Raw genomic sequence first — 18,594 nt, 5'->3', positions numbered from 1 at the left:
GCGCGAGGGACAGGAACTCAGGGACATGCCCGTACGGATCGGCGACCGCGACCTCGCCGCGCCCAAGGGCCACACGGCCGGGACGCACCGCACGCGCAGCCCGGCCGCGACCCTGGCGGCCTTCCGCCCGCTGATGCCGCGCCTCGGCATCACCCGCCTCGCCGACGTCACCGGCCTCGACGTCGTCGGCGTGCCGGTGGTCCAGGCGGTGCGCCCGAACGCGCGCTCGGTCAGCGTGTCGCAGGGCAAGGGCGCGGACCGGGACGCCGCGGCCGCGTCGGCGCTGATGGAGGCGATCGAGGGCTGGCACGGCGAGCGCGTGGCGGCGCCGCTGCGGTGGGAGCGGGCGGCGGCGCTGCGGCGCGAGGGCGAGGCGGTGGTCGACCTGCACGGGCTGCCGCGCCGCGCCGATGCCGAGGTGCGCGAGGACCTGCCGCTGCTAGGTGCCTCGGCTGGGACCTGCTGGCGGCGCGGCCGACGTGGGTGCCGCACGCGTGCGTGAGCGTCGACTTCGTCCGCGATCCTCGCGAGCCGCTGCCGCCGTTCATCGAGAGCACCAGCGGGCTGGCCTCCGGCAATCATCTGCTCGAGGCGAGCGTGCACGCGCTGTGCGAGCTCATCGAGCGCGACGCGACCGCGCTGGCGCCGCTCGACGTCGCCGACGCGCAGCGGGTCGACCTCGCCGGCGTGACCGACCTGAGCTGCCGCGAGGTGCTCGCGCGCCTGCAGGCGGCGGAGATCGAGGTCGGCGTGGTCGACATCACCTCCGACCTCGGCGTGCCGACCTACGCGTGCCGGATCGTCGACCGCCCGGGAGCGCCGCGCTGGGCCGCCCGCGGGGCCTGCGGCGGCTACGGGGCCCACCTCGACCCGGCGGTCGCCCTGCTGCGCGCGCTGACCGAGGCGGTGCAGAGCCGGCTGACGCTGATCGCCGGCAGCCGCGACGACCTGTCCCCGAAGACATACGAGGCGTTCACCGATCCGCAGGCCGGCGCCGACGAGGCCGCGGCGCTGGCGAGCGCGCGGCCCCAGCGGGCGCTCGGCCCCAGCCTGGCGACCGACAGCTTCGACGGCGACCTCGAGCTGCTGCTGACGCGGGTGCGCGCGGCGGGGTGCAGCAGCGCGGTGGTGGTCGACCTCACCCGCGCGGACGTCGGCGTGCCGGTGGCGCGCATGGTCGTACCAGGCCTCGAGGGCAGGTTCGCCGGCATGGCCCCGGGCCGCGGGCGCGGGCGCGAGCGGCCGGGTGAGCCGCGACGCAGGTGCGGGTCCGGCGAGGCGTCGGGCGCGGGCTGGGTGAGATGTCCTGCAGGACATGTCCGTGCACGGCCGTGGGGCAGCCGGGGAGCACGTGAGATGTCCTTCAGGACATGTCCGTGGCCGTGGGGCAGTTGGGGAGCACGTGAGATGTCCTTCAGGACATGTCCGTGCACGGCCGTGGGGCATTTGGGGAGCACGTGAGATGTCCTTCAGGACATGTCCGTGCACGGCCGTGGGGCCGCTGGGGAGCACGTGAGATGTCCTGGAGGACATGTCCATGCACGACCGCGGACGCAGCTTTGGAGCACGTGAGATGTCCTGGAGGACATGTCCGTGCCCGGCCGCGGCGCAGCTGCGGAGCACGTGGGATGTCCGGGAGGACATGTCGAGACGCTTTGTCGGTGTGAGCCGCCCGCGGTCGCGTGACTTCTTGACATGTCCTTTGGGTCATATGGTCGCGATGCCGGCGACATCCCTGCGAAGGATCGTCCGCGGACGAAGGGTCGGGCGATGGTCAGGCCTGTGCCCGTCGCCGGCCGTCGAGCGGGCGTGGGGGTCGCTTCGGGCGTGCGCGCGGGCGGCGGAGCGGGTACCTTGTCGGTCGTGACCTCGACGCGCAGCGACGAGCAGCTGCTGGCGGCCTGGCGCGCGGGGGAGCGCCGGGCCGGGGAGCAGCTGTTCGAGCGCTACTACGAGCCGGTGGCGCGCTTCTTCTTCAACAAGACCGACGCCGGGGCGGAGCTGATCCAGCAGACGTTTTTGGCGTGCGTCGAGGCGGCCGGCAAGTTCCGCGGCGAGGGCAGCTTCCGCAGCTTCCTGTTCGCCATCGCCTATCGCCAGTTGTGCCGCCACTACCGCGATCGCAAGGGCGAGCGCATCGACCTCACCGAGGTCTCGGTCGCGGCGATGGAGCCGTCGCCGAGCCAGGTCATGGTCGAGGGCGAGGAGCTCAAGCTGCTGCTCGCCGGGTTGCGGCGGATCCCCGTCGACTGCCAGGTCGCGCTCGAGCTCCTTTATTGGGAGCAGCTGACCACCGCGGAGATGGCGGCGGCGCTCGAGATCCCCGAGGGCACGGTGAAGTCGCGCCTGCGCCGCGGGCGCGCGCTGCTGCGCGAGGCGATCGAGGCGCTGGCGCGCAGCCCCGAGCTGGCGACCAGCACGCTGATGGGGATCGAGACGTGGGCGGGCGCGCTGCGGGCCCGGGCAGGCCTCCCGGCGGGCTCGGGCGAGAAGTGACGATTTCAGTGATCCGGATCGGACCGGTTGGAACCACTGCGGGCAGGAGCGAGGCGCCCGCATGTCCCACGCGCAGATCCAGGAGTCCGTCATGAAGCTCGTCGACGTCGACGAGACCCACCCCGACCCGAGCCAGGCCGACCTGTCGCCCGACGCCGACACCCAGGCGACGCCGCGGCTGCGCCCGGAGGTGCTCGGCGACGCGGCGCAGCGGCGCACCAAGGCGATGGTCCACGCGTCGCTGTTCAAGGGCGCGAACGAGGCGCCGACGATCGGGCCGTACCAGGTGCTGAAGCTGCTCGGCGAGGGCGGGATGGGGGTCGTGTACGCGGCCTACGACGACAAGCTCGAGCGCAAGGTGGCGCTGAAGCTCATCCGCGGGGCGGCGCTGCAGCGGCCGCAGGGGCGAGCCCGGACGCTCCGCGAGGCGCGGGCGCTGGCCCGGCTGTCGCATCCCAACGTGGTCCACGTGTACCAGGTCGGCGAGGTCGACGACGAGGTGTTCGTGGCGATGGAGTTCCTCACCGGACCGACGCTGCGCGCGTGGTTGGCGGCGCAGCCACGCTCGTGGCGCGAGGTGCTGGCGGTGTTCCGTCAGGCGGGCGAGGGGCTGGCTGCGGCCCACCGCCAGGGGGTGGTGCATCGCGACTTCAAGCCGGCCAACGTGATCGTCGGCGACGACGGCCGCGTGCGCGTGGTCGACTTCGGCCTGGCCCACTTCGGCGACAGCGAGGCGCTGCCGGAGCTGCCGGCCGCGGGCGAGCCGACCGACGTGCTGCTGACGCAGACCGGCGCGGTGCTGGGGACGCCGGCGTACATGGCGGCCGAACAATTCGCGGGCGCGCGCGGCGACGCGAAGACGGATCAGTACAGCTTTTGCGCGGCGCTGTACGAGGCGCTGTACGGGCAGCGACCGTTCGTCGGCGCCGACGTGCAAGCGCTGGCGACGGCGGTGGCCGGGGGCCGGGTGCGGTCGCCGAAGTCGGGGCAGGAGGTGCCGGCGTGGCTGCATCGGGTGGTGCTGCGCGGCCTGCAGCCCGACCCCGCGGCGCGCTGGCCGTCGATGGACGCGCTGCTGCAGGCGCTGCAGGCGACGGACACGCAGACCCGCGCGCGGCGAGTCTTCGCCGCGATCGCCTCGGGGTTCGGGCTTCTGGCCGGCCTCGGTTACATGGCGTCGAGCGACGCGCCGCCCCCGGCCGCGCCGCAAGACGAGGTGGCCGCGGCGCGGGCCGAGCTGACGCGCACCCGGGACGCGAAGCTGCTGACGGAGGCGCGGGCCGCGTTGACGCGCGACCCGGTGGGGGCGATTCGCGCGCTGACGCAGCTGGCCGGCGAGGATCCGGGGCTGTGGAACGGGGCGCGCTTCTTCGCCGCGGCCGCGACGGCGCGCGGGCTGCCGGCGCAGGTGCTGCAGGCCCAGCGAGCGCTGGCCGAGGCGCTGCCGCTGGCCGACGGCGGCGTCGTCGGCCGCGACGAGCTCGGCGCGGTGTGGCGATGGAAGCTGTCCGATGGGACAGGCGAGCAGGTGCTCGATCCGGGCGCGGCGAAGCAGCTGCTGGTGGCCCGCGACGCGCCGGTGTGGGCGGTCGTCGGCGAGACGTCGGTGACCGTGTTCGGCGCGGGCGAGCCGCGCACGATCGACCTCCGCGAAGAGGCCGAGAGCGGCCACAGGATGTGGGCGCTGGCGGCCGACGGGCGGACCCTGACCGTTCAGACGTGGTCGCGCGCGAGCGGCCCGCAGGGCCCCGTCTCGCTGCGTCTGTGGGACCTGACGGCCCCCGAAGCGCCGCCGCGGTCGATCCCGCTGCCGCCCGGTGTGTGGCCCGCGGTCGCGGACGACGCGTCGAGGGTGGCCTTCGCCGACGGCGACGGGACACGGGTGGTCGGGCCGCGCGACGGCAGCGAGGCGAGGTTGAAGTATGTCGGGCGACCGTTCGCGCTGACGGGCGACGCGCGGTTCGCCATCGCCTCGCCGAACGACGACGACGACGGGTGGCTCGACGTCGTCGATCTCCAGACGGGCACGTCGCGCCGGGTCGAGGCCGGCTGGGGCACGCCTGTCGGAGAGGGCGACGCGCTGTTCATGCGGCCGGAGTACGGGCGTCAGGCGTTGTGGCGCGAGTCGCTGGCCACCGGAGCGGTGGTGTGGCGGATGCAGGTGCCCTCGCACGGCGGGCGGGTCGATCAGCGCGTGCTCGTCGAGCCCGCCGGCGATCACTTTGCGGTGGCGATCGGCGAGGACTGGGCCGTCGGCGACCTGCGGAGAGGAGGGCTGCGCTCGTTCGTGACTGTCCCGAAGGACAGGCTTCCGCAGTGGGGGCGCGAGGGGGCGCTGCTGGTGGTGCATCGCAACGAGGTGCGGATCCACCGGCCACAGGCGGCGGCGGTGACGGTGCACAAGCGCGGGCCCGGCTGCGCGCTGGCGCCGGGGGCTCGCTGGGCCGCGGCGACGCCGTGGGACCGGAGCCGCGGGGAGTTCACGCGGGTCGAGCTGGCGACCGGCGCGACGGCGACGTTCCGCTGCCCGAACCCGCCCGCCGCAGGGTCCGACATGGGCGCGATGTACGGTCTGAACGCGTTCGTCGACGACGCGGGGCAGGTCACCGTGATCGGCGAGGAGGGCTGGAACTGCTGGTGGGACGAGCAGCAGGGCGCCCGCGTCGGCGCGCAGCCGCTGACGGGCTGGGTCTTCGAGCTGCCGCGCGGGGTGGCGCGGGTGGTCGAGGCCGAGGTCGAGGTGTGGACCGGGCCGGATCAGCGGGCGCAGCGCTTCACCGCCGCGGCCAAGGTGGTCGACCTGCAGGCGAGCCCGTCGGGGCGACTGCTGGCGGTGCGCAGCGAGAAGGGCGTCGAGCTGCTGACGGTCGACAGCGGCGCGGTGACGCCGGTGGTCACGGAGACGAGCCCCCTGGGAGCCGGCGAGCTGACGGCGGGGGCGCTGGCGTGGAGCGCCGACAGCGCGCAGTTGGCGGTGCTGAAGCCGCTGGCGGGCTCGCTCGAGCTGACGCGCTGGGACGTGAGCGGGGCGCCGCGCGAGCTCGAGCGACGTGTCCTGAAGGACAGCCCGGGGCGGCCGCGCAACCGCGTGGCGTTCTCGCCGGCGGGCACGACGCTGGCGGTGACCCATCGCCACGAGTCATTGATGCTGGTCATACCGGGCGCGACGCTCGAGACGCCGACGCCCGAGCTCGCGGCGTTCACGATGCGCAGCGAGACCGAGGCGGTCGGGGTCGACTTCCAGGGCGGCCCCTTCATGATCGACGTCGCGGCGGGGGGTGTCGCCGCTGACGCCGAACCCGGACCTCGGCTCGTCGACGAACCCGCCGATCCGCCGCGCCGCCGACGGCACGGTGTGGGCCTGCGACGCGCTCGGGCCGGGGACGCTGCTGCGAGCGGCGCCGTTCGCCGCCGAGACGCCGGAGGCGGTGCGCGATCGGATCGCGGGGCTCGCGGCGCTGTGACGGCCGGCCGCCGGTCCGCGCGCCGCGGCGCCGGGCGTCCCGTTCCCGGCGGTTTTGCGGTAGCTTGCGCGCGTGACGGCGAGGACATGGTTCCCCCGGAGCTGTCTGTGGGCGCGGCTCGTCTCCGCGAGGCAGGCTGTCTTGAGTACTTCGAGACATGCTGCTAGGAACATGTCCAAAAGGACATGCAATCCGAGAAGAGCCGAGGTGCGGCATGAGTGACCTCGTGGTGTTCCTCGGGCCGACGCTGACGAGCGGGGAGGCGTCGCTGCACACGACGGCGAACATCCTGCCGCCGGCGCGGCTCGGCGACGTGTACGACGCGGTGACGCGACAGGGCGCGCGGGCGATCGGGCTGGTCGACGGGCTGTTCAACTCGGTGCCCGCGGTGTGGCACAAGGAGATCTTGTTCGCCCTGTCGCGCGGGGTGCGGGTGTTCGGGGCGGCCAGCATGGGGGCGCTGCGGGCCGCCGAGCTGCACCCGTTCGGCATGGAGGGCGTCGGCGCGGTGTTCGAGGCGTTCGCCCGCGGCGAGCTGACCGACGACGACGAGGTGACCGTGGCTCACGCGACGGCCGAGGCGGGCTATCGGCCGCTGTCGGAGGCGCTGGTCAACCTGCGCCACGGGCTCGACATGGCCGAAAAGGCAGGCTCGATCTCGGCGGCGACGGCCGGCCGCCTGCTCGCCCATGCCAAGGCGACCTTCTACGCCGACCGCTCGTGGCCGGCGCTGTTCCGGGCCGCGCCGGGGCTCGGCGTCGGCGAGGACGAGCTCGCGGGGCTGCGGGCGTTCGTCGGCCGGGTGCGGCCGAACCGCAAGCGCGACGACGCGATCGCGCTGCTGCGGGCGATGACCGACGCCGGCGGCGAGGCGATGCCGCCGCACGCGGCGAACTTCGAGTTCGAGGCGACGAGCTTCTGGGAGGCGATGATCGCCACGACCGCGCGCGCCGATGCGACCGCGCCGCGCGACGAGGCGCTGGCCTTGCACGCGCTCCTGTCGCCCGGCGGCGAGGAGCGCGGGCGCGGGGCGCTGCTGCTGGCGCTGGCGCTGGCCGAGGCCGAGCGGCGCGGGCTCGAGGTCGACGGGGCGGCGATGAGCGCGGCGGCCGAGCGGATCCGCCGCGCCCTCGGGCTGCGCGACAAGCTGGCCATGAGTACATGGCTCAAAGAACAGGGGCTCGATCTGGCGGGCTCGCAGGCGCTGCTGCGGGCGGAGGCGATCGTCGACGCGCTCGGGCGCGAGCACGCGCTGGCGGTGCGCAGCCTGGTGACGCTCGAGCTGCAGCGCCGCGGCGAGCTCGGACGGGCGCGCGAGCAGCTGGCGGCGGCCGGGGAAGTCGCGTGGTCGGAGGCGGGGCTGTCGCGCGAGGCGCTGCTGCAGTGGTACGAGCGCGAGGTGCGGTGGCTCGGGGCCGACCTGCCGGCGGCGCTGCGCACGTTGGGGCTGGGGACGCTCGATCAGCTGCTGACTGCGATCGCGCGGGTCAAGGCGACGATGCCGACGGCGCCTTGAGCTGCCGGGGGGACGCTCGATCGGCTGCTGACTGCGATCGCGCGGGTCAAGGCGACGATGCCGACGGCGTCTTGAGCTGCCGGGTCAGGCCCGGTCATCCGTACACGTGCTTCGGCGCGCGGGCTCGATCGACGGAGCCCGCGCTTCGGCCTGCATTACCCGCCCGCGAGCACGCGGGTGGCGACTTGCTTGAGCAGGTCGGAGTCGACCTGGTCCTTGTGCGTCTTCATCACCGCGCCGACGAGCTTGCCGACCTGCTTGGGGTCGGTGATGTTGTTGGCGGCCGCGGCCTCGCGGACGAGCGCCTCGGTGGCGGCCTCGTCGAGGCGGGTCGGCATGAACTGCTCGCAGAAGCGGAGCTCGAACTGGGACTCGGACAGCAGCTGCTGGCCGCGGTCGCCCAGCTTCTCGTACTCGCCGATCGTCTTCTTGAGCTGCTTGACGTACGACTTGATGGTGTCGAGCCACAGCGCGTCGTTGTCCTCGGCGCCGGAGCCCGACTTGAGCTCGAGCAAGACCTTGCTCTTGAGCATGCCGATGACGTTCTTGGTCGCCTCGTCGCGGGCGAGGCGGGCCTCGCGCAGCTTGGCTTCGATCTGGTCTTTGACGGACATGAGGCCGCGGAAGATAACAAACAATTGTCCCGGGGCGCGTCAGCCGCCGCGAAAGCGCGGAGAACGGCGCTCGCGCGCGGCCGCCCGGCCCTCGCGGAAGTCCTCGCTGGCGTAGGCGACGCGGCGGGCTTGCTCGTGCGCGGCGAGCTCTTCACCGGACGGACCGCCGCGGCCCACCGCGCGCAGCAGGTCGCGGTGGGCCCGGAGGCTCTGCGGGGCGCCCTGTCGCAGCCGCGTGGCGAACGCCTCGCTGGCTCGGTTCAGGTCGTCGGGCGCGTGCAGGCTGACCAGAGCGCCGGCGCGGTGGGCCTCGTCGGCGCCGATCGTCTCGGCCGCGAGCAAGAGGCGGGGCGCCAGCGCCGGGCCGAACACGCGGCGCAGCAGGGCCACGCCGGCCGCGTGATAGACGACGCCGAGGCGCGCGGCCGGGACGGTGAAGCGCGCGTCGTGGGCGGCGAGGCGCAGGTCGCAGGCCGCGATCAGCTCGACGCCGGCGCCGAACACCTCGTCGCGGACGACGGCGACGAGGAGGCCGTCGCAGGTCTGCAGCGCGGCGGAGGCGGCGATCAGCGGCGCGTCGGGGGCGCTGGCGGCCGGGGCGTCGACCTGTCCTTCGGGCAAGGCGTCGAGGTCGAAGCCGGCGCAGAAGCAGGGGCCGGGGGCCGCGTCGAGCAGCACGACCTCGCCGCGGAGCGCCCGCGCGCCGGCCTCGAGGGTCGCCAGCATGGCGGGGGTGAGGGCGTTGCGCTTGCGCGGGTGGCTGATGGTCCAGCGCAGCAGGCCCGGCGCCAGGACGGTCTCGATCACGCGGGCTTCGTCGCTCATCGGCGGCCTCCGACGGGACGAGCGGCCTGAAGGCGCGGGTCGGAGGCGAGGAGGCGAGCGGAGCGAGGCGAGCGATCGGTCATGTGTGGAGTCGGCTGGTCGAAGGGACAGGTGGGCGCCGGAGCAGCGGCGGGTCGAGGAGACAGTCGCGCGTTATGGCGGCGCTGGTCGAAGGGACAGTCGCGCGCCGTCGTGGAGGTCGAAGGGACCGCCGAGGTCGGGCGGAGCGGGGGCCTGGTCGAAGGGACAGCCGCGAGCCGTCGCGGCGCCCGAACGAAGAACCAGCCGCACCCTGACAGAGCGGGGGCCTGGTCGAAGGGACAGCCGCGAGCCGGGAAGAGTGGCACCTGGTCGAAGGGACAGTCGGGCTCGGCGAGCTCGGGCGCCGGCTCGGGGCGCGGCTCGCGGCGTACGCATATGGCCGAAAGGACAGGCGCGGGCGCCGTCCCGCGAGCGAAGGCGGAGGCCGCGGGTCGGCGCCGAGACGGCTCACGGCGCGGGTGCGGGCGCGGGCGCGGGGTTGCTGGGGCCGGGGGCGTGGAGCGTGAGGCCCTTGCCGGAGTCGGCGGACTTGGGCGGGAGCTCCGGCTTGACCACGCCGGCCTCGACGTCGCGGCGGAGCTTCTCGAGCTGCTGCGCCTGCGGGCTGTCGGGGTTCTGCAAGATCTTGCGGCGGAGCGCGTGGGCCCGCGCGCGGCGCTGCTCGGGCTCGAGGGTCTTCGGGTCGGCCTCGATCAGCGCGATCTCTTCGGGCGTGAGCGGCGGCTCCTTCGGTATCTCCAGCTTCTCGCCCTGCGCGGGGGTGGCGGCGGGCGCGGGCGCGGGCGGCGGGCTCGGCGGGGCGGCCTTGGCGGCCTCGGCAGGAGCGCTCTTGGCGACCTCGGTGGGCGCGGGGGCCGTGGGACCGCAGGCGGCGAAGAGGAGCGCGGCGATGAGCGGACGTCGCATGCGGCGCAGCATACCAGGCCGTCCGCGGACCGCAGCAGCGTGTGACGCAAGTCCGCGCAGCGGGCGGTCTGGCGGGCTGGGCCGGGCACGGGCGGGGACGCGGCCGCCGATCCGGCCTGACGCCGGCTCGCGCCTCGGGACGCGCCGGGGGCCCGAGGGCGGCGCGGGGGGAGGCGCCAGCCGCTCGGCCGCGGCCTGGAGGTAACATGGCCCGAAGGACAGGTTGCTGCGGTCGCGGGCGCTCGACGCCCGGGAGCGGATGCGGTGAAATATCCGCGGGCGTGGCGGCGTTCGTCGCGCGGACGGCATGCGGATCGACCTGCGGAACCTCGGCAAGACCTACGACGGCGACCGCTGGGCCATCCGCGGGCTCGACCTGACGGTCCCCAGCGGCTCGATCTGCGGGCTCATCGGCCCGAACGGCGCCGGCAAGTCGACGACGCTGCGGATGCTGGCCACGGTGATGCGGCCGACCGAGGGCGAGATCCGCTTCGACGGCCGGGAGCCGGAGATCGACGACGCCGAGCTGCGGCGCTCGATCGGTTTCCTCGGCGACGGCAACCCGCTCTACAAGCACATGAGCCCGAGCGAGTACCTGCGCTTCTTCGGCGAGTGCTTCCGGATCCCCGACAAGGAGCTGGGCGCGGCGGTCGAGGACATGCTGGTGACCTTCGACCTGGTCGACAAGCGCGACGCGCCGGCGGGCTCGCTGTCGAAGGGCATGCGTCAGCGGCTGCTCATCGCCCGCTGCCTGCTGCACCGGCCCAAGCTGCTGATCCTCGACGAGCCGGCCGACGGGCTCGATCCGCGCGGACGCAGCGACCTGCGGGCGATCCTGCAGCGCACGCGCGAGCGCGGGACGACGGTGCTGATCTCGTCGCACATCCTCCGCGAGCTCGACGACCTGTGCGATCAGCTGGCGATCCTGCAGCAGGGCAAGCTGGTGGTCGCGGGCGACGTCGCCGACATCATCGAGCGCTACGAGGTCCGCCGGTTCGTCTACGAGCTGCGGCTGCTGCCGCCGACGAGCGAGGGCGGGGCCGGCAGCGAGCGCGCGCGCGAGGTGCTGGTGCAGCACCGGGCGCTGGTCGAGGCCAGCGGGTTCGAAGACGGCTGCGAGACCATCACCGTCCAGATCCCCGGCGGCGAGGACCGCATGGCCGACGCCCTCGCCGCGCTGGTGGCCGCCGGGGTCCGCGTGGTCACCTGCAGCCGCGTCCGCAGCCGCCTCGAAGACGTTTACAACCGCCTGTCCGAAGATCGCGTCAACTAGCCAGGAGCCCGCCATGTCTCGCGTCCTCTCGATCCGCTCCGCCGCCCGGCCGTTCGTCGCCCGGGCCCTCCGCGGCCCTCGTGGCCGCCGCCTGCTCGGGCTGTCCGTGCTGCTCGCCGCGCTCTCGGCGGTGCTCGGCACCTGGCTGGCTCTCGGGACAGGTGCGTTCGAGCGCGATCTGCGGGTCGGCTTCGACCTCGAACAGAGCCGCCACGTGCAGGAGGAGCGCCGCTTCGCCCTGATCGCCGACTCGGCCGAGGAGGCGGCGGCGCTGCGGGCCGAGGTGGGGCGCCGGTTCGCCGGGCAACCGATGGCGTACGACGACGCCGGCTACCGGGTCACAGGCGCGCTCGAGGCCGCGGAGTCGCGGCTGCGCCGGGCCGCCTACGGCGAGGCGCCGCGGCCCCACCGCGCGCTCCAGCGCGACGCGATCCTGGCCTTTGAGGCATGGACGAAGGGACATGTCGATGCGGACAGCATCTACGGCGTGCCCGACTACAACTGGTACGACCCCGGCGAGGTCGCGGCGCTGCGGGCGGTGGTCGAGCGCACGATGTCGCCGCAGGTCGAGGCGTACGCCTCGCCGCTGTCGCCGGTCGACGCGCTGCGGATGACGGGGGTGCTGGCCGGCGGGCGCTGCTGCTGCTGCTGCTGCTGGCCGCGCCGGTGCTGGCGGGCACGCAGATGGCCCAGGAGACCCACGAGAACACGCTGCAACCGCTGGCCGGCAGCGCGCTGCGGGCCCAGGAGCTCGCGCTCGGGCTGACCGCCGGGCCGCTGGCGGTCATCGGCGTGCTGGCGGCGCCGCAGCTGCTCATCCTGCTGGCGGCGGCGGCGGTGGTCGGTCACCTCGGGGCCGCGCTGGCCCTGGTCGCGGTGGTGCTGGCCGGCGGGGCGTTCCTGGTCATGCTCGGGCAGCTGGCCGGCCTGGCGCTCGGCAAGGTCCGCTCGCCGGGGCTGGTCGGCGGCGGGCTCGCGGCGATCCTCGGGGTGCTCGGCGGGGTCGGGGTCGCGCTCGCGGCCGAGCTGTCTCATCGGACAGCCGGTACTCTGGCCCTGCTGCCGCAGGCGGCCGCCAGTCACTCGCTGGCGCAGGCGTTCGGCCTCGGCGACGCCGACCGGGGCTTCGGCGCCGAGCTCGACACGACGGTGCCGGTGGTGGTCGGCGCGGTCGGCATGCTGACGCTGGCGTACCTCGGGCTGCGGGCGCTGGCGCGTCGGGTCGGCAACACCTCGCTGGTGTCGCTGCGCCGCGGCGAGGCGCTGGTCGGCGCGGTCGTGGCGATGGTGCTCGTCACCACCGCCAACCCGCCGCACGAGTGGCGCGCCGAGGAGTTCTACCTGCTCAACCTCGGGCTGCTGTCGATCCCGCTGGCGATCCTGCTGATGATGCGGGCGCCGACCGGAGATGTCCCTCCGGCCATGCGGCGCACGCCGGTCGGCTCGCTCGTCGGCGAGTACGTCGGCTGGGCCGGCCTCTACCTGCTGCTGGCCGCGATGCTGATCGGCGAACCGACCATGTGGCTGTTCTGGAGCCCGCTGGCGCTGCTGTTCGCCGGCTGGTTCCTGGTGGTCGCCGCGCTCCTGGCCCTGCGCGTGGCCGTCGCGCCGATGACGTTCGCGTCGCGCCTGTGGGCCGGCGTGTCGGCGGCGATGCTGGCGATCGCGTTCGGCCAGATGGTCATGTGGGCCCACCCGGCCGAGGACCTGTTCTACAGCGACCCGCACCTGTTCGTGTTCTCCGCGCTGAGCCCGCTGCTCGGCCTGGTCCAGGCCGTCCTCACCGTCGCGGTCCCGTGGACGCTGCTGCGCGCTCCGGCGCCCGGCCTCGATCGCGCCCGTGACCGGCGAATAGCAGGTCGCGGCGAGGTTCATCCAATGGCCCGGAGGACATGTCCTTCGGGCCATTGGTGTATTCGCACGGCGCAAGAGAGCCCGAAGGAACCTGTCCTTCGGGCCATTGTCGGGACCGGCGCGATCAGCCGCGGCCGGCGCCGTGGAAGGTGGTCTTGAGCTCGGCGACGCGCGCGGTGTCGTTGAGGTCGATCGGCGGGACGGTGTCGTAGGCCTCGTAGAAGGTGTGCGCGACGACGTCCTCGGGGATCTCGAGGGCGCGGCGGATCTTGCGGTTGTCGGGCACGAAGCCGCGGTGTAGCAGGCGCTCGATGGTGGCGCCGATGGTGCCCTGGAGGCCGCAGATCAGGATGCCGACGCGGTCGGGGCGGAAGGTGTTGCGGTCGATGCCGAGGCTGTCCTCGAGGCCAGGCAGGCGGTCGGCCAGGAAGAAATCCTCGGCGCGGCCGACGTGGCCGCTCCAGTGGGCCTCCTCGCGCGGGCGGCTGACCGTCGGCAGGTAGCGCAGGCCGTGGTGCCTGGCCAGGTGCTCGAGCTCGTCGCGGTAGCCGAGGTCCTTGCTGTAGCTGGCGCCGTGGATGATGGCCCAGTCGTCGAGCCGCGTGCTCGGGTCGCGGTTGACCTTGCTGCGCACCATCGACAAAAACGGCGCCAGGCCGGTGCCGGCGGCCACGCACACCTTGATGCGCGCGTCGTGGCCCATGGTGTCCTCGACGGTGAACTTGCCGACCGGCTGCGAGCGCAAGAACATGCGGTCGCCGACGCGGGTCTTCCACAGCAGGTGGGTCAGCGGGTTGTCCGACTCCGGCTTGTCGACGAAGCGGATGTAGAACTCGACCAGGTCGCGCCGCTCGGGGGCCGAAGCGATCGACATCGGGCGTCGCACGCCGCCGAGTTCAGGCTTCTCGGTGTTGTTGAGGCCGATCGTGAGGTACTGCCCGGGCACGAACCACGAACCCTCACCGGGCAGCGCTTCGTCGGGGCGGATCCGGAACACCGCGAGGGCGGGGGTGAGGTCCTCGCGCTCGACGAGGGTGGCGTTGTACACGAGCTCTTTGGCCATGGTGTGACTTTACCCGGGTCGCGACCGGCGGAACAGGCGCCGGCGGGCCGGCCGGAATTCGGTCCGCCGGACGGGGCTGCCGAGATTATACGGCAGGCGACGGGGTCAGCCCGCCTTGAAGGCGCGCACCCAGATGTTGCCATCCTCGCCGAGGACCACCGACTGGCCGGAGAGGACCAGGAAATCCGGGCCCCAGGCCGCGTCGGCGCCCTCGTCGTAGAGGTCGATGTCGTCGTTGTTGTAGGTGTGCGTCCACTGCCGGGCGCCGTCGCCGGCGTAGAGGGCGCCGAATACGTCGTCGAACTTCGCCGGCGCGACGTGGAAGCCGGAGGCGAAGATCCGCTCGTCCGGGCCGACGGCGACGCCGTTGCCGGTGCCGTAGAGAATTCGTAGTCGTAGATGTCGGTCCACTGCTCCGCGAGGTCGGGGCCGACGCGCCGCACCGCGAAGTCGTAGCCGGTGACGCCCTCCGGCATCCGGCGACCGACGAGGGCGATGTCGCCGCCCGCGCCGATCGCCTCGGCATCGAACCAGGCGCCGCCGGGGTGCTCCTCGACCTCGGTGCTGACGATCGTGCCGGCGTCATCGACGACGACGAGCAGCGGCTGGCTCAGGTTCTGCTCGCCGAACACGGCGCCGGCCACCAAGAGGCCGTCCGCGGTCCGGGCGAGGCCGTAGCCGAGAGCGCGCGGGAAGTCGGCCTGCGTCACGGCCTGCCACGCGGCCTCGCCGGTGGCGGGGTCGTGGCGGCGCGCGACGAGCTGCGTCTCGTCCTCGTTGAGATCCTCGGAGCCGACCGAGTAGAGCGCGCCGTCGACGAGCAGGAGGCCCGAAATGTTGGCCCCGAGCATGTGGACGGACGGTTCGACGAAGGCCCAGCCCTCGTCGCCATCCGGGCTGAACGAGCGCACGACGGGCGTGGGTACGCCCTTCACCTGCTCCTCGGCGCCGCCGGCGTAGATGGTGCCGTCGTCGCCGAGCGCCAACGCGTTGAAGTAGTTGGGCAGCCCGTTCATGTCCGGGTAGGTCTTCTTCCACAGCTCGGTGCCGTCGGGGTTGAGGGCGATGAGCAGCATGTCGCTGTCGGCCGGCGTGATGCCCTCGCGGCCGGCGATGATGATCTTGCCGGTCGGGTCGACGGCGACGGCAGTGCCGGCGTCGAACTCGTCGGCGGCGCCGTTGTGGGTGTAGGTCCAGAGCACCGCGCCGGTCTTCTCGCAGTTCTTGTCGCAGCCGTCGTCGGGCTCGTCGTTGCCGTCGTCGCAGACTTCGCTGCCGGCGACGACGCCGTCGCCGCAGACCGCGGGGACAGGGCCGGTCGACGTCGACGTGGTCGCGTCGGTGGTCGGGTCCGTGGTGGTCGGGGTGCCCGTGGTCGTCGTGACGTCCGGTCCGCTCGTATCCGAGGTCGTGGTCGTCGAGGTCGGATCGGGGTCCGTGCTGGAATCGGTCGTCGCTGTCCCGTCCGAGGGGCAGGCGATCAGGAGCCAGGGTCCAAGAGACAGGGCCGTGAGCCGCGTTGCGCGGCCGGTGAGATAGGCGTTCGACATGACTGCATGATCGCACGCCGAGGGCACGCGGTCTGCGATCGCCGCATTTGTCGCGTTCCGTCGCAGTTTGGCGGGGTGGTCGAAAAATAGTTGGTGGTGCACCGGCCAAACTGCCGTGCTCGCGTCCGCACGCCCGGGGGCGGATCGCCACAAAGGTTTGACAGGTGTGCCGCGTTTGGAGGACGCTTCTCTCGTATGCGACGCGCCTCGCTGTTTGCGCTCTCGGGGATCTTCCTGGGCCTGCCCCTCCGCGCCGCCGCGGCGGAGCCGCCTCCGCTCCCCGCGGACGCGACGACGCCACCCGCCAGCGAGACAGCGCCGGCCACCGGTGACGCGCCGCCGACGTTGCCGAGCGGCGATCCAGGCGCCGTGGCACCGCCCGCAGGCGCCGAGGGGACCGCCGGCGGCGAGGTGAGCGGAGCTGTCTCCGGGGACCTGTCCGGAAGTACCAACACGACGACCGAGGCGCCGACGCCCGGGCCCGAGGTCGAGGTGCCGGCCCCGGCGCCGCCGAAGCCGAGAAGCGACAAGCAGCCGGGGATGGTCCAGGGGCGGCGCGAGCCGGCGATCAACAGCCTGCGCGGCGGCCTCGGCCTCTATCACACGACGCTGGCCGACGTCGGCGGGCGCCACACGGTCCGCGTCCGCCTGCACACCGACTTCTTCCGCAAGGAAGGGTTCATCTACAACAGCGACGAGCACGGGCCCGACCAGCAGGGCCGCGTGCGCGGCACGGTCAACATCGGCTACAGCCCGTTCAAGTGGGGCGAGTTGTTCCTGGCCGTGCACAGCCAGGCGTCGCGCAACGCTCGCGCGCAGCCGGGCCGCCAGGACCAGACCAACCAGTTCGCGCTCGGCGACCTCGACTTCGGCATCAAGGGCGCGCACCGGTTCGTCAAGGGCGGCGCGATCGGCCTCGGCGGTCAGCTCGGCATCGGCCTTTTGTCGGGCACGAGCCGCCTGCTCACCGACAAGGTCAACTTCAACATCGACTTCCTGTTCACTGTCGATGTCCGCTACCTGACGAAGAAGCAGGTGCCGGTGCGGTTCACGACCAACATCGGCTGGATCCTCGACAACTCGGGCAAGCTGATCGACTTCGAGAAGTTCACCGACCCGACCAGCCGCGAGGTGTCGCGCTTCGCCCTCGGCGTGGCGCCGAGCCGCGTGCGCATGCGCTACGGCCTCGACTTCCCGGTCCGCCTCGGCAAGGAGGGCAAGTTCGGCCTCGACCCGATCGTCGAGCTCGCGTGGGACGTCGCCACCGCCGAGATGCCGGCGTTCTTCCAGGCCGGCGCGTCGCCGTCGCCGCTGCCGCGCTCCTCCCTGTGGGGCACCGTCGGCCTGCGCGCCAACGTGATCGCGGGTCTGCACCTCGACGCCGCGGTCGACATCGGCATGGTGTCGCCCAACTTCGAGTACGGCCCGCCGGTGGCCCCGTGGCAGGTGATCCTCGGCCTCGGCTGGTCGATCGATCCCAACCCGGTGGTCAAGGAAGTGCCCGCTCCGGTGACGAGCGAGCCGCTGCCCGCGCCCGCGGTGGTCGAGGGTCGCGTGGTCGGCCAGGTGCTCGACAACACCGGCGCGCCGGTCGCGGGGGCCAAGGTGCGGTTCCCCGGCGCGGCGAGCAACGCGATCCTCACCGACGACCAGGGCAACTTCACCAGCTACCGGTTCCCCGAGGGCCAGGTGGCGATCCAGGTCGAGCTGGCCAACAAGGCGACCAAGGACGCGACGGCCGACATCAAGGCCGGCGAGGACACCCAGCTCACGATCACGATGGACGTGGCCAACACGCCGCCGGTCGGGATCCTCGACGGCGCGTTCACGGACGAGGCGGGGGCGCCGGTGCTGGTCACCCTGTCGGTGTCCGGCAACGGCGTCGACGAGCCGTTCACCAGCACCGAGGGCGGCCTCATCCGCCTCGAGCTGCCGGCCGGCGACTACTTCGGCATCGCCCGCGCGCCCGGCTTCGAGGACAAGTCGCTGCGCTTCACGGTGACGCCGGGCGAGCAGTTCACGACGGTCAAGGAGTCGCTGCGCCGGGCGACGCCGGTCGAGACGCCGCTCGTCAGCGGCAAGGGCAAGAAGCTGCGCCTCAAGAAGGCGATCCGGTACACCTCGGCCAACGGGGTCGACGACAAGAGCGCGGCGCTGGTCGAGCAGCTGGCCGCGTTCCTGAACACGCACCCCGAGTACGAGGAGATCGAGATCGGGGTCCACACCGACGACCGCGGCAACCCGAAGCAGCGCAGCAGCGAGCGCGCCGACGCGGTCCGCAGCGCGCTGCTGGCCAAGGGCGTGAGCCCCGATCGCGTGACCGCCAACGGCTACGGCGACAACAGCCCGGTCGCGGTCAACCTGACCGCCGCCGGCCGGGCCAAGAACAACCGCACCGTCATCAAGGTGACCCGCTACAAGGGCGAGACGACCGCCCCGGCCAAGGCCCCGAAGGCGGGCAAGAAGGCGGCGGAGCCGGCCGCGCCGTCGCCCTGATTCCGGGCGAGGGGAGGTGCGAAGGACATGTCGTTCGCGACATGTCCTTTTGCACATCCGAAGATACGACGGCATGGTTGCAGAGTTGGACATGTCCTCGCGGACATGCGGCCACACAGCGGCGCAGATGCGGGACCGGCCTGCCGGTGGGCGCGCAGGTCGGGACATGTCCTCGCGGACATGGGGTCACGCGGCGGCGCAGCGGGCCTCGCGGGTCGCTTGGCGCGCGGGTCGGACATGTCCTCGCGGACATGGGGGCACGCAGCGGCGCACTCATGCTCGCGGGTTGCTGGGCGCGCGGGCCGGGATATGTCCTCGCGGACATGGGGTCACGCGGCGGCGCAGCGGGCCTCGCGGGTCGCTGGACGCGCGGGACATGTCCTCGCGGACACGCGGTCACGAGCAGGCGCAGCTGCACTCGGGCGGGGCGTCGTCGCCGGCGCACAGCGACCAGCCCGCGGGCGTGCCGCACAGGCCCTCGCTCGGGCCGGCCAT

At 73.3% G+C, this 18,594-nt stretch carries 12 protein-coding genes and 1 pseudogene; 8 read left to right on the top strand and 5 right to left on the bottom strand.

Features of this window, described 5'->3' with window-relative positions; all coding sequences use genetic code 11:
* Positions 1-25: 25 nt before the first annotated feature.
* The 4 genes and pseudogenes from OV079_RS17065 to OV079_RS17050 all read left to right on the top strand — a co-directional run bounded on the left by OV079_RS17065 (position 26) and on the right by OV079_RS17050 (position 7,476).
* Positions 26-1,461 (top strand): annotated as a pseudogene (locus tag OV079_RS17065) (YcaO-like family protein).
* A gap of 402 nt (positions 1,462-1,863) precedes the next feature.
* Positions 1,864-2,496, top strand: a complete 633-nt coding sequence (locus tag OV079_RS17060) for an RNA polymerase sigma factor (RefSeq protein WP_267769829.1) — start codon at positions 1,864-1,866, stop codon at positions 2,494-2,496.
* Positions 2,497-2,557: 61 nt separating this feature from the next.
* Positions 2,558-6,127: a serine/threonine-protein kinase gene (locus tag OV079_RS17055; protein ID WP_267769828.1), complete on the top strand. Its 3,570-nt coding sequence runs from the start codon at positions 2,558-2,560 to the stop codon at positions 6,125-6,127.
* Between the two features lie 47 nt (positions 6,128-6,174).
* Complete coding sequence (locus OV079_RS17050) at positions 6,175-7,476, top strand: TfuA-like protein (protein ID WP_267769827.1); 1,302 nt, start codon at positions 6,175-6,177, stop codon at positions 7,474-7,476.
* A 155-nt stretch (positions 7,477-7,631) separates the two neighbouring features.
* On the opposite strand, the gene OV079_RS17045 is transcribed toward OV079_RS17050, so the two are convergent.
* From OV079_RS17045 to OV079_RS17035, 3 genes are all read right to left on the bottom strand, one after another.
* Positions 7,632-8,090: a GatB/YqeY domain-containing protein gene (locus OV079_RS17045; protein ID WP_267769826.1), complete on the bottom strand. Its 459-nt coding sequence runs from the start codon at positions 8,088-8,090 to the stop codon at positions 7,632-7,634.
* 39 nt (positions 8,091-8,129) lie between these two features.
* Entirely contained in the window at positions 8,130-8,915 is a 786-nt protein-coding gene (locus tag OV079_RS17040) for an enoyl-CoA hydratase/isomerase family protein (protein ID WP_267769825.1), read from the bottom strand.
* A 489-nt stretch (positions 8,916-9,404) separates the two neighbouring features.
* Entirely contained in the window at positions 9,405-9,863 is a 459-nt protein-coding gene (locus OV079_RS17035; RefSeq protein ID WP_267769824.1) for a hypothetical protein, read from the bottom strand.
* A gap of 307 nt (positions 9,864-10,170) precedes the next feature.
* Here OV079_RS17035 and OV079_RS17030 point away from each other — a divergent pair, with 307 nt between their 5' ends.
* Genes OV079_RS17030 through OV079_RS17020 form a run of 3 tightly spaced genes read left to right on the top strand, consistent with a single transcriptional unit; the run spans position 10,171 to position 13,149 of the window.
* Positions 10,171-11,136, top strand: coding sequence for an ABC transporter ATP-binding protein (locus OV079_RS17030; protein WP_267769823.1), 966 nt, complete (start codon positions 10,171-10,173; stop codon positions 11,134-11,136).
* A gap of 13 nt (positions 11,137-11,149) precedes the next feature.
* Positions 11,150-11,902: a hypothetical protein gene (locus OV079_RS17025; protein WP_267769822.1), complete on the top strand. Its 753-nt coding sequence runs from the start codon at positions 11,150-11,152 to the stop codon at positions 11,900-11,902.
* Positions 11,803-13,149 carry a hypothetical protein gene (locus tag OV079_RS17020; RefSeq protein ID WP_267769821.1) on the top strand — a complete coding sequence of 449 codons (1,347 nt, stop codon included), beginning with the start codon at positions 11,803-11,805 and terminating at the stop codon, positions 13,147-13,149. Before OV079_RS17025 ends, OV079_RS17020 begins: the two co-directional genes overlap by 100 nt.
* Here OV079_RS17020 and OV079_RS17015 read toward each other — a convergent pair.
* Positions 13,115-13,864: a ferredoxin reductase domain-containing protein gene (locus OV079_RS17015; RefSeq protein WP_267769820.1), complete on the bottom strand. Its 750-nt coding sequence runs from the start codon at positions 13,862-13,864 to the stop codon at positions 13,115-13,117. The genes OV079_RS17020 and OV079_RS17015 overlap by 35 nt on opposite strands.
* The gene (locus OV079_RS17010) at positions 13,777-15,603 is read right to left on the bottom strand and encodes a DUF4215 domain-containing protein (RefSeq protein WP_267769818.1); all 1,827 of its coding nucleotides are present in this window, start codon (positions 15,601-15,603) and stop codon (positions 13,777-13,779) included. Before OV079_RS17010 ends, OV079_RS17015 begins: the two co-directional genes overlap by 88 nt.
* A 369-nt stretch (positions 15,604-15,972) precedes the next feature.
* Here OV079_RS17010 and OV079_RS55965 point away from each other — a divergent pair, with 369 nt between their 5' ends.
* Positions 15,973-18,099: an OmpA family protein gene (locus OV079_RS55965; RefSeq protein WP_267769817.1), complete on the top strand. Its 2,127-nt coding sequence runs from the start codon at positions 15,973-15,975 to the stop codon at positions 18,097-18,099.
* The last annotated feature ends 495 nt before the right edge of the window (positions 18,100-18,594 follow it).

Origin of the sequence: Nannocystis pusilla, assembly GCF_026626665.1 — a bacterium.
GTDB classification, from domain to species: Bacteria; Myxococcota_A; Polyangia; order Nannocystales; family Nannocystaceae; genus Nannocystis; species Nannocystis pusilla.
This window is presented reverse-complemented; position numbering and strand designations above follow the sequence as displayed.

Coding starts and splice junctions, on each gene's coding strand:
- OV079_RS17040 (WP_267769825.1), bottom strand. CDS start 8,915: ATGAGCGACGAAGCCCGCGTGATCGAGACCGTCCTGGCGCCGGGCCTG.
- OV079_RS17010 (WP_267769818.1), bottom strand. CDS start 15,603: ATGTCGAACGCCTATCTCACCGGCCGCGCAACGCGGCTCACGGCCCTG.
- OV079_RS17045 (WP_267769826.1), bottom strand. CDS start 8,090: ATGTCCGTCAAAGACCAGATCGAAGCCAAGCTGCGCGAGGCCCGCCTC.
- OV079_RS17035 (WP_267769824.1), bottom strand. CDS start 9,863: ATGCGACGTCCGCTCATCGCCGCGCTCCTCTTCGCCGCCTGCGGTCCC.
- OV079_RS17050 (WP_267769827.1), top strand. CDS start 6,175: ATGAGTGACCTCGTGGTGTTCCTCGGGCCGACGCTGACGAGCGGGGAG.
- OV079_RS17030 (WP_267769823.1), top strand. CDS start 10,171: ATGCGGATCGACCTGCGGAACCTCGGCAAGACCTACGACGGCGACCGC.
- OV079_RS17025 (WP_267769822.1), top strand. CDS start 11,150: ATGTCTCGCGTCCTCTCGATCCGCTCCGCCGCCCGGCCGTTCGTCGCC.
- OV079_RS17015 (WP_267769820.1), bottom strand. CDS start 13,864: ATGTCGATCGCTTCGGCCCCCGAGCGGCGCGACCTGGTCGAGTTCTAC.
- OV079_RS17055 (WP_267769828.1), top strand. CDS start 2,558: ATGTCCCACGCGCAGATCCAGGAGTCCGTCATGAAGCTCGTCGACGTC.